Source organism: Odoribacter laneus YIT 12061 (genome assembly GCF_000243215.1).
Classification (GTDB): Bacteria; Bacteroidota; Bacteroidia; order Bacteroidales; family Marinifilaceae; genus Culturomica; species Culturomica lanea.
The window spans coordinates 2,674,669-2,689,799 of record NZ_JH594596.1 but is presented as its reverse complement, the minus strand read 5'-3'; the positions used below and the strand labels follow the sequence as shown (position 1 = coordinate 2,689,799).

Annotated in this window: 13 protein-coding genes and 1 riboswitch; of the genes, 7 read left to right on the top strand and 6 right to left on the bottom strand. The window is 38.0% G+C overall.

Features of this window, described 5'->3' with window-relative positions:
• Positions 1-15 precede the first annotated feature (15 nt).
• Positions 16-1,761, bottom strand: coding sequence for an aspartate--tRNA ligase (gene aspS, locus HMPREF9449_RS11195; RefSeq protein WP_009137378.1), 1,746 nt, complete (start codon positions 1,759-1,761; stop codon positions 16-18).
• A gap of 295 nt (positions 1,762-2,056) precedes the next feature.
• Here aspS and HMPREF9449_RS11190 point away from each other — a divergent pair, with 295 nt between their 5' ends.
• The 4 genes from HMPREF9449_RS11190 (at position 2,057) to HMPREF9449_RS11175 (ending at position 5,806) form a co-directional block, all read left to right on the top strand.
• Positions 2,057-2,794: a transposase gene (locus HMPREF9449_RS11190; protein ID WP_040611832.1), complete on the top strand. Its 738-nt coding sequence runs from the start codon at positions 2,057-2,059 to the stop codon at positions 2,792-2,794.
• Positions 2,795-3,291: 497 nt separating this feature from the next.
• Positions 3,292-3,771 carry a CvpA family protein gene (locus HMPREF9449_RS11185; RefSeq protein ID WP_009137376.1) on the top strand — a complete coding sequence of 160 codons (480 nt, stop codon included), beginning with the start codon at positions 3,292-3,294 and terminating at the stop codon, positions 3,769-3,771.
• Between the two features lie 118 nt (positions 3,772-3,889).
• Positions 3,890-5,179 carry a tyrosine--tRNA ligase gene (gene tyrS, locus HMPREF9449_RS11180; protein WP_009137375.1) on the top strand — a complete coding sequence of 430 codons (1,290 nt, stop codon included), beginning with the start codon at positions 3,890-3,892 and terminating at the stop codon, positions 5,177-5,179.
• Positions 5,180-5,416: 237 nt separating this feature from the next.
• Positions 5,417-5,806: a hypothetical protein gene (locus HMPREF9449_RS11175; protein ID WP_009137374.1), complete on the top strand. Its 390-nt coding sequence runs from the start codon at positions 5,417-5,419 to the stop codon at positions 5,804-5,806.
• A 70-nt stretch (positions 5,807-5,876) separates the two neighbouring features.
• Here the strand turns inward: HMPREF9449_RS11175 and hflX are convergent, their stop codons facing one another.
• Positions 5,877-7,112 (bottom strand): GTPase HflX, encoded by a 1,236-nt coding sequence (gene hflX / locus HMPREF9449_RS11170; protein WP_009137373.1) that lies wholly within the window; start codon positions 7,110-7,112, stop codon positions 5,877-5,879.
• 132 nt (positions 7,113-7,244) lie between these two features.
• Positions 7,245-7,934 carry an energy transducer TonB gene (locus HMPREF9449_RS11165; protein WP_009137372.1) on the bottom strand — a complete coding sequence of 230 codons (690 nt, stop codon included), beginning with the start codon at positions 7,932-7,934 and terminating at the stop codon, positions 7,245-7,247.
• 292 nt (positions 7,935-8,226) lie between these two features.
• Here HMPREF9449_RS11165 and HMPREF9449_RS15945 point away from each other — a divergent pair, with 292 nt between their 5' ends.
• On the top strand, positions 8,227-8,913 hold the full coding sequence (locus tag HMPREF9449_RS15945; protein ID WP_009137371.1) for a 4'-phosphopantetheinyl transferase family protein: 687 nt from the start codon (positions 8,227-8,229) through the stop codon (positions 8,911-8,913).
• A 76-nt stretch (positions 8,914-8,989) separates the two neighbouring features.
• On the opposite strand, the gene HMPREF9449_RS11155 is transcribed toward HMPREF9449_RS15945, so the two are convergent.
• Positions 8,990-9,991 (bottom strand): aspartate-semialdehyde dehydrogenase, encoded by a 1,002-nt coding sequence (locus HMPREF9449_RS11155; RefSeq protein ID WP_009137370.1) that lies wholly within the window; start codon positions 9,989-9,991, stop codon positions 8,990-8,992.
• Positions 9,992-10,256: 265 nt separating this feature from the next.
• On the opposite strand from HMPREF9449_RS11155, the gene HMPREF9449_RS11150 reads away from it, so the two are divergent.
• Entirely contained in the window at positions 10,257-10,895 is a 639-nt protein-coding gene (locus HMPREF9449_RS11150; protein ID WP_009137369.1) for a SagB/ThcOx family dehydrogenase, read from the top strand.
• Positions 10,896-11,069: 174 nt separating this feature from the next.
• Here the strand turns inward: HMPREF9449_RS11150 and HMPREF9449_RS11145 are convergent, their stop codons facing one another.
• Together HMPREF9449_RS11145 and HMPREF9449_RS11140 are read right to left on the bottom strand one after the other, a co-directional pair.
• Positions 11,070-12,797, bottom strand: a complete 1,728-nt coding sequence (locus tag HMPREF9449_RS11145) for a phosphoethanolamine transferase (protein WP_009137368.1) — start codon at positions 12,795-12,797, stop codon at positions 11,070-11,072.
• A 76-nt stretch (positions 12,798-12,873) separates the two neighbouring features.
• Entirely contained in the window at positions 12,874-14,046 is a 1,173-nt protein-coding gene (locus HMPREF9449_RS11140; RefSeq protein WP_009137367.1) for a BamA/TamA family outer membrane protein, read from the bottom strand.
• A 131-nt stretch (positions 14,047-14,177) separates the two neighbouring features.
• Here HMPREF9449_RS11140 and HMPREF9449_RS11135 point away from each other — a divergent pair, with 131 nt between their 5' ends.
• Positions 14,178-14,747, top strand: a complete 570-nt coding sequence (locus HMPREF9449_RS11135; protein ID WP_009137366.1) for a YtfJ family protein — start codon at positions 14,178-14,180, stop codon at positions 14,745-14,747.
• 148 nt (positions 14,748-14,895) lie between these two features.
• Positions 14,896-15,091: riboswitch (cobalamin riboswitch) on the bottom strand.
• Positions 15,092-15,131: the final 40 nt, after the last annotated feature.

Genomic DNA, 15,131 nt, shown 5'->3' with positions numbered 1-15,131 from the left:
AATCATCATTTTTAATTATAAGTTTAGTTTGATTCCCAATTCTTTAAATTGCTCTTCGCTGATTTCTGATGGAGAATCGATCATCACGTCGCGACCCGAATTGTTTTTCGGAAAAGCAATCGTGTCCCGGATACTGTCAAGGCCGGCAAACATAGAAACCAGTCGGTCAAAACCAAAAGCAATGCCTCCGTGAGGAGGTGCTCCGTATTTGAAAGCGTTCAATAGGAAGCCGAATTGTTTTTTGGCTTGTTCCGGCGTGAACCCTAAACAATGAAACATACGTTGTTGTAAGGTGGTATCGTGAATTCGGATAGAACCTCCGCCGACTTCGACACCGTTAATGACCATATCGTATGCATTAGCCCGAACTGCACCGGGATTGGTTTCCATCATATCCACGTCTTCCAGATTAGGAGAAGTGAAGGGGTGATGCATAGCATAAAAACGTTGAGTTTCTTCATCCCATTCCAATAAGGGAAAATCGACTACCCATAACGGTTTATATACATTTTTATCCCGCAGTCCGAGACGTTCTCCCATTTCCAGACGTAATTCACACAGTTGGGGAAGTGTTTTGTTTTTAGGACCACAAAGGAGGAGAAGCAAATCTCCTGGTTCAGCTTTACAAGCAGAGATCCATTGTTTTAAATCTGTTTCGTTATAGAACTTGTCAACAGAGGATTTTAGTGTTCCGTCTTCATTGTATTTGACATATACCAGTCCTTTGGCTCCAATCTGGGGACGTTTTACAAATTCTGTTAATTCATCCAGCTGTTTGCGGGTATAAGAGGCACATCCCGAAGCGCAGATAGCACCGATGTATTCTGCTGAATTGAAAACGGCAAAATCTTTATTCTTTGCTATGTCGCTCAAATTGACAAATTGCATGCCAAAACGGATGTCCGGTTTATCACAGCCATAATATTCCATGGCGTCGTTCCAACTCATACGAGGGAGTTCCGGAATATCTATTCCTTTGATTTCTTTAAAGAGATGGCGAATCATCCCTTCAAAAATTTCCAATACATCCTTTCGTTCTACAAACGACATTTCGCAATCGATTTGGGTAAATTCCGGCTGTCGGTCGGCACGTAAGTCTTCATCCCGGAAACATTTTACGATTTGATAATAACGGTCGAAACCAGCGACCATAAGCAATTGCTTAAATGTCTGAGGACTCTGAGGAAGAGCATAAAATTGCCCTTGATTCATACGGGAAGGTACCACAAAGTCGCGGGCTCCTTCAGGTGTACTTTTAATTAATACCGGCGTTTCAACTTCCATAAAATGTTGCCCGTCCAGATAATTACGTACCAGATGAGCCATGCGGTGACGTAATTCCAAATTCTTCCTCACCATATTCCGGCGTAAATCCAAATAACGGTATTTCATCCGGATTTCGTCTCCACCATCTGTGTTATCTTCGATTGTAAAGGGAGGAATGTCCGAACGACTGAGGATTGTTAAATCTGTAATAAGAATTTCAATTTCTCCTGTAGGTATTTTACTGTTTTTACTGGCTCTTTCAACCACCTTACCTTTTACTTGAATAACAAACTCCCGTCCCAGTTTATCTACTTGTCTTTTTATTTCTTCTGAAGCAGACTCTTCTATTACTAGCTGAGTAATTCCATATCTGTCGCGGAGGTCGATAAACGTCATAGCACCGAGATTACGGATTTTTTGTACCCATCCGCTTAAACAAACGCTTTCATTTACATTTTCAACTCTCAGTTGTCCGCATGTGTGTGTTCTATACATTAGACTGAATTTAAATTTTGATTCGTTTTGTCGTTTTATAAACTTCCTTATAAAGGCAATTGAATCGCTTTGAATGAATAATATTACTAAAAAACAGTTTATTCAATAGCTTAAAAGCTATAATACCCATTTTACCAATTTGCGAAAATACGAAAATAATAGGGAATTGAAAATTGTAAACCGAAAAAAGTGTTCTCTCCTCCTTTTTCCCTCCATGGGGACGGACCTTTTTGGTTATTTGGGAAACATCTATTTTTTTCGTAAATTTGATAAGGTGTCTTTATATTTCATTCCTATGCCAAGACATGCTCGTCAACGATCGGTTACCCATGTATACCATGTTATATTGCGTGGTATAAATCGAATGATGATTTTTTGCGAAAACGATGATTGGCAATTTTTTTTACATTTATTGAAACAACAAGCTTCGGAAAAATTTAGAATCTATTGTTATTGCCTTATGACAAATCATATACATCTTATTGTGGAAAGCGAAGAACTTAGCCGAGGGGTGCATCGTATTGCAACCAGATATGCTATGTGGTTTAATCATAAGTATAAGCGATGTGGTTATTTATTTCAGGATCGTTTTAAAAGCGAGGTTATTGAAGATGAAATTTATTTGCTACAATGTTTTCGTTATATTTTACAAAATCCGGTAAAAGCCGGAATATGTACTAAAGCTTCTCTATATACCTGGAGTAGTTATTGTAATTATTTTTCTTCTTACTCTTCTTTTATTTATACTGAATTCTTGAATACATTTTTTAAGAAAGAAAAGGATTTTGAAAACTACATTTCTATAGTGGATGAGGGACAATATATGGATATTGATCAATTGAAAAAATGGAATAATCAGGAAATTAAAGATATTTGTAACCAAAAATTAGGTAACAAAGGAATCATGGAATTATCCCAAGAAGATCGTATCCTGTTAATTCAGGAGTTGCGACAAAAAACTCATGCTAGTGTACGTCAATTATCTAAAGTGACAGGAATAAGTAGGTATAACGTTCGCTATTGGAAAAAATAACACAAAAGGTCCGTCCCTCTGGGGCAATGCAAGTAAATAAATAATATTTGGTTTTTGTGTTTTGATAATCAGTTTGATACATGTTTTTGAGGTGGAGGATTATAATTCTCTATAAATAATGAGATCAAAGAGAGTGGTTTTTAATATTTAAAACCCCCCAAAAAGGTCCGTCCCTGTGGGGTAAATTCTTTACTGTTGAAAAAAGTAATACTTGGAGTTTGTTCTTGTTGGGAGAGGCCTTCAGGGGAGAATATAAGTAAATAAGGGATAATGTTGTTTTATATTATTGATAATCAAACAATTGAATGTTTTTAAATTGAAGAGGTATTATCTTCTATAAATCCTGAGATTAAAGAGCGGTTTTTTCAATATTTAGAACCTCCAAAAAGGTCCGTCCCCATGGGGGGATAAAAAATTGGAGGAAAGTTTTTTTTACAAAATTCTTTATCTTTAAATAAATCACTTTATCTTTGGTTTTCTGAAATAAAGAGGTTAAGGTGAATTACATAGATATTATATTATTATTGCCTTTGTTATACGGAGCTTATAGGGGTTTTTCCCGGGGGTTGATCATTGAAGTTGCCACTTTGTTGGGACTTCTTTTGGGTGTGTATATAGCTATCAAATTTTCAGGGTATACGGAGGACTTTCTGCGGGATTTTTTGAATCTCTCTTCTGAATCTCTTTCTTATGTTGCTTTAGGAGTTACTTTTCTGATTGTGGTTGTTGCGATTTCTCTGTTGGGAAAGATGTTGACGAAACTTATCGATATTATTTCTTTAGGGATGGTGAATAAGCTATTGGGTACAGTATTAGGAATAGCTAAATATTTTGTTTTTCTCTGTATCGCTTTGTTCATTATAGAAGCCTTAGACGGGAAGTTTCATTTTATAAATGAGGAAGTGAAAGAGAAAAGTCTTTTGTACAATGCTTTTCTTACCTTTGCACAGCGAATGTATAATATGATCAAGTTCTGAGAGAAAATGGAAGCAATATTCTGGAGAACAACGGGGAGGTTGTATTATTGACAGGAGCACCCAGGAGGTGCATATCGGATTTATAAAGAGAATAAAATAAACTAGAAAATAAATAACGATGAATTTTGTAGATGAATTAAAGTGGAGGGGTATGATTCACGATATCATGCCCGGTACGGAAGAGCAGTTAGCCAAAGGAGAAACAACGGCATATGTAGGTATTGATCCGACAGCGGATTCCTTACATATCGGGCATTTGGTGTCTGTGATGATGATGAAGCATTTTCAAATGGCTGGTCATAAACCTATTTTTATTATTGGAGGAGCTACGGGAATGATCGGGGATCCGAGTGGGAAATCCCAGGAACGTAATTTGTTGGACGAAGAGACGATTCATCGCAATATGACGGCTATTAAAGCCCAACTTTCGCGTTTTATCGATTTTAATTCTTCAGCTTCTAATGCTGCCATTATGTTGAACAATTACGACTGGATGAAAGATTTTTCTTTTTTAGATTTTATCCGGGAGGTTGGAAAACATATTACGGTTAATTATATGATGGCCAAAGATTCTGTCAAGAAAAGACTGAGTAGTGAGTCTGCTCAGGGGATGTCTTTTACAGAATTTACCTATCAATTGGTGCAGGGATATGATTTTTTATATTTGCGTAGAAATTACAACTGTCTGTTACAGATGGGCGGTTCTGACCAGTGGGGTAATATCACTACAGGAGGAGAATTGATCCGGCGAAAAGAAGGGTTGGAAGCTTATGGTCTAACCTGGCCATTGATGACAAAAAGCGATGGTAAAAAATTTGGGAAAACTGAATCCGGTAATATATGGTTGGATCCGTCCCGGACTTCTCCTTATCAGTTTTATCAATTTTGGTTGAATACTGCAGATGAAGACGCTGAAAAATATATCAAGATATTTACGCTTTTGCCTCCTGCTGAGATTGATGCTTTGATCGAGGAACATCGGCAAGTGCCGCATCTTCGTAAACTTCAGAAAATATTGGCGAAAGAAATTACTTGTCTGATTCATGGGGAAGAAGCCTATCATTTAGCTTTGGAAGCTTCTCAAATATTGTTCGGAAATGCTACTTCGGAAACATTGAGAAAAATCGATGAATCGACTTTTTTATCTGTATTTGAAGGTGTCCCTCAATTTGAATTGAAAGCAGAGGAATTGGCAGCAGGCATACCGATTATAGATTTTTTGGCAGAGAAAACGGGCATTATGAGTTCTAAGGGAGAGGCTCGACGAGCACTGAAAGCGAATTCTATTAGCATTAATAAAGAAAAAGTAGGAGAAGATACGATTGTTAATGAAAATTGCCTGATCGACCAAAAATATATTTTAGCGCAAAGCGGAAAAAAGAATTATTATCTGATAATAGTAAAATAAATTCTTGGGATGTATATGTTTTTTCTTTACATTTGTTCCGATTTGTGAAGAAAATGTATAAATTTACGTTCGCATAGAGTCTTTTCCTAGGGAATCTAGCAGTTACTAACGGAAACAGAGACGAAGTGTGCAACGCCTGCGCTGTATAGGAATAATAATATGGCGTGGGCTTGCTTATTAAGTTTCCAGGTAATGCTAGAACCTCCTTGGATAATAAGTTAAGTCCACGCCTTTTATATGACTTTAGCTGAACGGTTGGATAATCGAAAAGACAAAGTCATGACCGAAGAAGATATTTTACGGATCAGTTTTCAGTTTATAGATGAAAATCCCGATGTATATTGGAATGAAGTTCCAGAAGAGTTATTAAAATGCTGGCATGTAATTGTTCCTTTAGATAAATATCTGGCGAACTCTTACGAAGAGAAGTACGAGTATAAAATTTTTATTTACGCTTTACAAAAGTATTGTGAACGCAAGAATATAATGATCCCTTCTGAAAAAGTTATTCCGCTCTTTTGTACTTTTCAAATGATATTGATGTTGCCTTATATCAAGCGTTATTCCGGAGAAAAGCGTCCTGTTTTTCGTATCTTCGATTTCGGTTTTTTATTGGATGATCAATAAAAGGCATAAAGAATAATAAATGTCATTGCTTTCGGTTTCCAGTAAAGGCAAGGTGTAAACCGGAAGAAAATTAGTTTATTTCCTCCGGCAGTTCATCTTCCGTATTGTAAAGAAAATCGTTGTATGGAAAGCGGGCAGAATGGATTTCTTTTACGATGGCATATAGTTTTTCTTTCAGTTCTTCGATATTTTCTTTTTTGGCAGCAGATATGTATACGGTTTCGCAACCTTGTTTAGACATCCACATTTGTTTTAAATCTTCCAGACTGTAATTGCAGCGTTCTGTAGGGGTGAGATCGTCTTCGTCCTTAGGTGTATAAGTAAAAGCGTCGATTTTATTAAATACGATGATCGTGGGTTTCGGTTCTTTTATCAGTTCAGCTAATGTTTCATTGACTACCTTTAGCTGATCTTCGAATTGCGGATGTGAAATATCTACCACATGTAAAATTACGTCGGCTTCCCTTACTTCGTCTAAAGTAGATTTGAACGATTCGATCAGATGTGTGGGTAATTTCCGGATAAATCCTACTGTATCTGCTAAAAGCAGAGGCACATTTTTGATTGTGATTTTCCGGACGGTTGTATCGAGGGTTGCGAATAGTTTATTCTCGGCGAATACTTCAGATTTACTGAGCAAATTCATCAGGGTGGATTTCCCGACATTTGTATAGCCTACGAGAGCTACTCTTACAAGTTTTCCCCTGTTTTTACGCTGTGTAGACATTTGTTTATCGACCCTTGTTAATTGTTCTTTGAGGCGGGTAATTTTATCCCGGATAACGCGTCGGTCCGTTTCTATTTCTGTTTCTCCGGGACCTCTTAGGCCGATCCCTCCTTTTTGTCTTTCCAAGTGAGTCCACATGCCAGCGAGACGGGGTAATAAATATTGGTATTGTGCCAGTTCCACCTGTGTTTTGGCGTGGGCTGTGCGGGCTCGGTTTGCAAAGATATCGAGAATAAGATTGGTGCGGTCGAGGACTTTTACTCCTTTTAGTTCGTTTTCAATGTTACGAAGTTGAGTGGGACTTAATTCATCGTCAAAAATAACCAAGTCGGTTTCGTTTTCTTCAATATATTGGCGGATTTCTTCTAGTTTCCCTTTGCCGATAAACGTGCTGTTAACGGGTTTATCCAGATTTTGAGTGAATACTTTAATGGTTTCTGCTCCTGCTGTTTCTGCTAAAAATGCCAGTTCGTCCAAATATTCACACATTCTTTCATAATTTATTCCTTCTTCCTGTAAAGCTACTCCCACTAAAATGGCTTTTTCTGCTTCTTTTTTTGTATAATAGAATTCACCCATATAAATTTGATGTATTGCGATAAATTTTAATGATATATCCGGTTTTATAAACGTATAAAAAGGGATAAAGTTTATAGAGACAAGAAGGGGCTGACATAAATGACAGCCCCCTTTTGCTATTGGTTATTTCTGTTAGTTCAGTTGGAAATTGATCGGCAACGTATAAGAAACTCTTACTGGTTTACCTCTCTGTTTTCCCGGTTTCCACTTCGGCATACTCTGAATAACGCGGATGGCTTCTTTATCCAAAGATGCATCTACTCCTCTCGCTACTCTTACGTCCGTGATACTTCCGTCTTTTTCAATCACAAACTGAAGATAAACTTTTCCCTGAATACCATTTTCTTGAGCCAGGATCGGATATTTTATATTCTTACTGATCCATTTATTGACATTTCCCCCTTCTGCTGTAAAGGCGGGCATTTCTTCTACCACCTGGAAAATTTCCTGCTCACCGGTATCTTCTTCTCCGTAACCTTCGAATGCTGTAACGTCAACAACTGTATTCTCTGTTTGGTCCTCAGCATCAGTAATTTCGAGTTCATCATCGATATCCTGGTCATTTTCTACAATATCAATCAGGTCCGTCAATTTCGGAGCTGGAGGAGGAGGAGGAGGAGGAGGGGTGTTCTGTTGTGTAATAGGGATAACTTCTTCTTCTACCTGCATTTGAGTATTTGTATCCATTTCCTTTGTCTGTGCTGTTTCAGTTTTCCAGGTAAAAGCATACAATAAGATTCCCAAAGCAAGCACAAGTCCGATCTCGAAAAAGAGCGTTTTCTTGCCTTCAAGATCTGCTTTTGGTGCCTTTTTTACTTCCATGATATCAATTTAATTTGTATTTATTACATCTCACTTACAGCGGGTAAAAGTAAAGAAATTCATATAAACTTCCAATATTTCAAACGTTTTTTTTAAATGAAACGTTAAATTCTTAAAATCAGATGTTTTCAAGTGTTAATTGTTTAAACAGCTGTCTCTCGTCTGGCTGAAGATCGGCTTAATTTTCTCTTTTTATATTTTCCCTGCTTTTATTGCAAAGATATAATTTCCTTCGTTATTTTGTATACTGTAGGTTTGAAAAGTTTTCTAATGGTTTTGAAATTAAAATAGAATGTTGGCTGTTTTATATATAAATCTCTCTGAAGGAGGGGAGGAGGTATGCAAGGAAGTCGATTTTGCTTCTTTGGTAGGGGAGAATGCTTTTCAGGAAGTTCGTTCGATTCGAAATCTGAAATCCCGTACAGCTCGGTTGTGGGGAGAGGCTTTGAGAAATTACGGCTTAAAGATTTATTGGGGAATAGATGCGGGAGCTTATACTTTTATTCGGGGGGCTCATGGAAAACCGTATATAAAGGAGAGAAAAGATGTCTTTTTCAATGTATCACATTCTGGAGAATATGTTTTATGTGCTTTTTCCGACACTCCTGTAGGAGTGGATATTGAAAAAAAAGGAAAACTCCGATTAGCTGTAGCCCGTCGTTTTTTTCATGCGGAAGAAATTCGGCAGTTGGAGGATATCGGGGAGGAGGAAAAACAGGTGGAACTTTTTTATCGGTTATGGAGCGTGAAAGAAAGTTTTTTAAAATATACGGGAGAGGGCTTATCAGCTTCCTTATCAGCTTTTAGGGTAAAATTTGAACAAGCCATTGTATTGTTAGGACAAGGGATGGAAAAAAGAGAAGTAAAGATTTCAGAGTGTAAAATTGATCCCTCTTATGTTTCTTATATTTGTTCCGGAAATCGAGAAATCCCTGTGTTACGAAAAGTCGCTTTGGCAGAACTTCAGTATCGTTTATAGAAATTTCATTTGCTGGAACGACCGAAAATCCGGTAAAAAAGGATTTTCGGTCGTTCTAGTTTAGTGTAGATTTTTACTAGCGTTTTGTCAGAAGATATTCTGCGATTTGTACAGCGTTTAAAGCTGCTCCTTTTTTGATCTGATCTCCTACCACCCAGAATGTCAGTCCATTTTCATTTGTCAGATCTTTCCGGATGCGGCCTACATAAACCGGGTCTTTTTGTGAAACAAAGAGAGGCATCGGATATTCTTTTTGTGCAGGGTTATCTTGCAGGACAATTCCTTTTGCTTTTGAAAAAGCTGCGCGGGCTTCCTCTACAGATATGGGCCGTTCTGTTTCTATCCAAATGCTTTCGGAATGGGCTCTTAAAGCAGGTACCCGTACACAAGTGGCACTTACTTGGATATCTGAATGCATAATTTTTCGGGTTTCGTTATACATTTTCATTTCCTCCTTGGTGTAACCGTTTTCTGTAAATACGTCTACTTGAGGAATAAGATTGAATGCCAATTGATAAGGAAACTTTTCGACACTTACTTTTTCTTTCGCTAAAGTCTGCCTGTATTGATTGTATAGTTCGTCCATGGCAGCAGATCCCGCTCCGCTCGCAGCCTGATATGTAGAAACGTATGCCCGACGAATATGGCTGATTTGTTCCAGAGCATTTAGGGCGACTACCATTTGAATGGTCGTGCAGTTGGGATTAGCAATAATATTGAGCGGATGATTTTCTGCGTCTTTGGCATTGACTTCGGGAACTACCAAAGGAATATTTTCCTTCATACGGAATGCGCTGGAGTTATCAATCATAAGGGTCCCATAACGGGTAATTGTATCGGCATATTCCTCGGCTGTTCCCCCTCCTGCAGAAGTGAAGGCGATATCTACTCCTTTAAAATCATCATTGTGTTGTAAAAGTTTTACTTCTATCTCCCTTTCCCGAAAAAGATATTTTTTTCCGGCACTTCGGGAAGAGCCAAATAAAATTAATTGATCTAAAGGAAAATTACGTTCCTCAAGTACTCGTAAGAATTCTTGTCCTACAGCTCCGCTTACACCGACTATTGCTACTTTCATTTTTTCTCTGCTATTATACTCATTTATCTGGAAACAAAATTAATGAATAGCATGAGGGTTGAAAAGGAAATACGAAGATTTTTCAGATAGAAAAAACGGTGTTTTATTTTAAACATTTTGTATAAAAAAAGATGTGTTTTGGTTTTCGACAAATACGGTTCCTTATATAATTTTCCCCTATTTTTAAAATCCGATTTACAAAGAGGATAAAAGGGAAGTAAAATTTTTGTAATTTTATAGGTGTAAAATTTGAAAATAGAAGATTATGAAACATTTGAGATTATGTATTCTTTTAGGATGTATGTGTTCCGTGAGCGGTTATGCTCAAACGCCGGAAACCATAAAATTGAAGGCTCCTGATAAAAACGGGGGTGTGTCTGTAATGAAAGCTTTTGAGCAGAGGCAGTCGGACCGGGAATTTTCAGAAAAAAAATTGGATTTACAGGCTTTATCGGATTTATTGTGGGCTGCCAATGGAATTAACCGTCCGGAATCGGGTAAGCGGACGGCTCCCTCGGCCATGAATCGTCAAGACGTAGATGTTTATGTTTGTATGGCCGAAGGAGCTTATGTTTATGAAGCCGATCAGCATCAGCTTCGGTTAGTGGTCGCTAAAGATTTAAGACCGGCTGTGGCGGCGGGTCAGGATTGGGTGAAAGAAGCTCCTCTTTGTTTGGTTCTTGTTTCGGATGTTGCAAAATTCAGCGGGGATGCCCAGCATCAAATGTTGACAGGGGCGCTGGATGCCGGAATCGTTTCTGAAAATATTGCTCTTTTTTGTGCAGGTATGGGATTGGCTACCGTTCCTCGCATGACAATGGACCAAAATGAATTGAGAAAATCGTTGAAGTTGAAAGACAGTCAGTATCCTCTGTTAAATAATCCGGTTGGTTACCGGAAATGAATGCAGATGGCTGAAAATTCCTTTGCAGAGGGAATAGCAGTTTGTATTGGAGAATATCGATCTGACGCTTCGGTGATGCACGAAAGAAAAGTTCGTTAGTCAGCGGAGCGTTCTTTTGTTCTCGTTGGAAAATAATTCCTTTCGGATCTGAAAAAGTGGGTTTTCCGTATTTTTTTACTCTTGTTGAAAAATATATAAATTCCGTTTTTTAATCATTTCCATATCCTCTTCTTTAAGACCGGCTTTATAAAAAAGAATGGGTTTGTCGTGGTCGTTAAGGTACATCCGGGGAGCAATCTCAAATTGTGGGTTTACGAGAGAAAGAGCCGGCTGTAAGTATTTCGTACGGATAGCGGCCATATCCAGAACGGTGTGGAAAGCTGAATTTGTCGCTATCGGTTTCAGGCGATTTTCGATAGCAGCTTCCGTTTTCTGAGGATAAGCGGTTTGGTAATTACCGGAAAGCCATAAGAAAATAGGGATATGGAGTTGGTAAAATGTGGGATTAGGAGAAGAATGTAAAAAGCGATTGCGGTCGTCATCCAATAAATCTTCTCCGTGATCGGAAGTATAAAATAAAGCCGTACAGGCATCTTGTTCCGCTAAAGTTTGGATTAATTTATTCAGAAACATATCGGTATAAAGAATACTGTTATCATAGGCATTTATCAGCTGGGATTTATTCTGGACTTTTACATCTGTGGCATTATCCGGAGTATAATGGGAGAAGCTTTTGGGATAGCGTTCTTTATAATTAAAATGAGAACCGTAAGTATGAAGTACGAAGAACAAATCCCCCGGTAAAGAATCTATATATTGCCGGACCAGGGGTAAGAGTGTTTCGTCGTAATTATTGGCTGTGATCAATCCGCTATGGTCTGCTGTGCGGAGATTATGGTGAATGTTGGCTTGAGCGGCGTAGAAATCCGTAAAGGAGCGATTGGGCGTCTGATTGGATAAAAATAAAGTTGTAAATCCGGCTTCCTTAAACGCTTGCAGTATACTTTTTTGGGAGTAGATGATTCCATAATTTTCGGCAGAAGCTGCAGAAAGGATAAGGGGTACGCTTTTGTGAGTCGTATTCGATTGAGTAATGGCATCCGGGTAGTAAATAAGACCTTGGGTACTTTGTAATTTAGGCGTTGTCGTTCGTTCATAACCGTTAAGGCTCCAGTTTTCTGCCCGGCTGGCTTCCCCCACTACCAGAATATAAATTTCTCTTTTTCCCGGATGAATATCTTTTTGTGCGTCGAAAGTAAAGTCTTTTGACGTTTCGGGATAGTTTTCACTTTTATGCCATTTATTGAATGCAAATCCCAGATTATAAAATATATTCGTGGGATAAAGGTCTTCTTTAAAAGTAAATTTGCCTGTATTTTTATTTTGAGCACAGAAAGTTAGTCCATAAGTAAGCAAGAGGAGTAGAATACCGGCAAAAATCATTTTTCTCCGGAAAGTTCGGGATGTATGTACTTTGTGTTTGCAGGCGATTGCTGCAATAATGGTGGTAGGAATATAGAGAATACAGACTAGGACGACGGCTGGCCATATGTTATCCAGTAGTTCAGAGGCTTCGCTTACATTCGTAGTTGCAATATTCAGAAACATATCTACGGCGATGACTGCTTCTCCGAAAAGATAAAACAATACCAGTTGAAAGGCATGGAGAAATAACAGGGGGAACAGCAGTAATTGTAAGAGACCTGTATTTTTAATGGAAGAGAACAGTATAAAATAGAATCCTAAGGGGAAAAGAATCAATAAAAATTTTCCCATAAAAGTGAAAGGTTCTGTAAAAGTCAGACAAATACTAGGAATTAAATTCATGCCGATATAAAACCAGAATAATTGCTGTGGGGCATTCAGGAAATGATGTAATTTTTCTTTTAATTTATTATACATAGATGTGTTTATTTACTCTAATTCCACTTTTTATAAGAGACAATTGGAAAAATACCTTTTCGTCTTGAGGGGCCTCTTAGAAGGCCTCGTTTATATTGAAATAAAATGCACTTTGTTTTTTACCAAAACCGTAATCCAGGCGTATATTCACTCTCTTTTTAAATTCCCATCGGTAGCCTATGCCGTAGGAGGGTAGAGTTTCGTCCCATTTAAACCGGCTGAATTTGGGAAAAACATTTCCTGCTCCCACCCAGACAGCGATTCCATGACGATTGTATATTTTTTGCCTTAACTCAAATTGGGTTTGAATCAAATTTTCATCCCGGTATTGACCTTCATAATATCCTCTCATTTGATAAGCTCCTCCAAGTTGGGCCACCATACTCCAGGGAGTATCTCCGTAGTTTAAAATTCCTTCCAGATCGGAAGCCAGAATGGCCCCTTTCCAAAGGGGGGAATAATGTCTTAATATGATATCTGTCCTCCGGAAAGAATATTTATTCCCTAAAAAAGAAGGGTAAAAAGTCTGTTCTACTTTTGCATAAATGCCGGTATAAGGGTTTGGGATAAAATCCCTGGAGTCGTAAGAAATTAAAATTCCTCCTCCGAAAGTAGAGATGTTACTTTTTTCTCCTTCTAAAAAGGCGATGTCTTTAAAATGTTTTCCGTTTACGTGTCGGTATAATCCTGTGATTCCGACGAAAGTGTTGGGAGCAATTTTTGTCAGGAAATTAATTTTCCATTGCACTTCTTTCCGGTCGTAGGTGGTATAATGGGCTTCCTGGCTTCCGTTTTTGTAGCCTATCCCCCAATATTTACTTGGAAAAGAGAAAAAATAGAGGTCGAAATCCAATCGGTATTTTTCCTTGGGGAAAAGAGTATTGCCGTTTACCCCTAGCAGATAATAACCAGTAGTGGTCACGTCCCCGTAAAAAGAGACATTGGAAGGAGATAGGGATTTATCGGTATGGTCTACCCGATATAAGCCGGAGGCGACCAATCCTAGTCCTAATTTGGTATCACTGGCAAAATGAGGACCTCCGATAATACTAAAATCGAATTTTTTTTCTTCTTTGGGTTTATTTGCTTCCTGAAAATATTTATAAATACGGCGAAAGATGTTATTTTTTTTTATGCTATCCTGTTTTTGAATGATGAGCGTATCCCGGATTACATCCTTATACTGTCCGTAATTATTCATCGAAAAGAAGAATAAAAATAGATTTATATAAAGGATTCGTGATAGCATAAAAATACTTTTTATCTGATTTAATGTTTTTAGCACGCATTTTGCTATATATTTTGCATTCAGTTGCAAATTGCTTGCAGAATTTTACGGCAATAATGATGCCAATGTTTATTTTTTTCAAATCATTTTTTATGGGGCATATATTTGTCATAATTGTATTTTTGCTTCTCTTTGCTTTGCCCGTTAAGGCACAGTTAGGGCAGAAGGTTTGTCCCATAACGATTTATGATGCCTATAATAAACCTTTGCAGTTGCCTTATTTAGGGGAGAAGCATTTGCTTATTTTTTACGTAGATCCGGATCATCCGAGCCAGAACCGGGAATTTAGAAATTATTTTAAAAAACATCCTTTTACGGATGAAAACATAGAATCTTACGGGATTGTTAACTTAAAGGATGCTCCTTTACTAGCTAATTCATTGCTTCGTTTTATGATTCGGAAAGAAATTGCAGGAACTCAGGCTTATGTTTATAATGATCCCGATCATACTTTAAAACATGCCTGGAAGTTAGGAAATGTGAACAATAAGTTTGTCGTATTATGGATTAATAAAGATTGTGTGATAGAGTTTTTTAAAGCGGGTCAGTTGACAGAAGCAGAGGTGGAACAAATTCATGCTTTAATCCGGAAATACAAAAAAGAAAGGACGGATACGGGGGAATTACAACGGGATTCTTTGAGCCGGAAAGAGGGAAGATAGGGAAGGGAAAATAGGGTTCTTTATTAAAAAGCCCGGGAAAGTGATAGATTCAGTTACAGTTTATCCTTTCTCCGGGCATTTTTTTCGGGGGAAAATTTAGGAAATAACAAGTGCAGGCTTGATATGACCTGATGCTTTTGTCCCGAAAGCTGCAAATCGATATTTGGCAGGTCTTCTGACTTGCTTCCGGAGTGAAGCGCCTTCCCGTCGGTTCAACAGTGGCTAAGTTTGCTTTTCCTTGAGGAAGCTTACAGCAGCGGGTACTGTCCGGGATTTACACCCGGTTCCCTTTTCATTCATATCCGGGAATTACGGAGATGAACACCAAATACATGTAACAAAGATAAAAAGGAAAACTCAAAAAGCAAAAATGTAGGAAAGAAA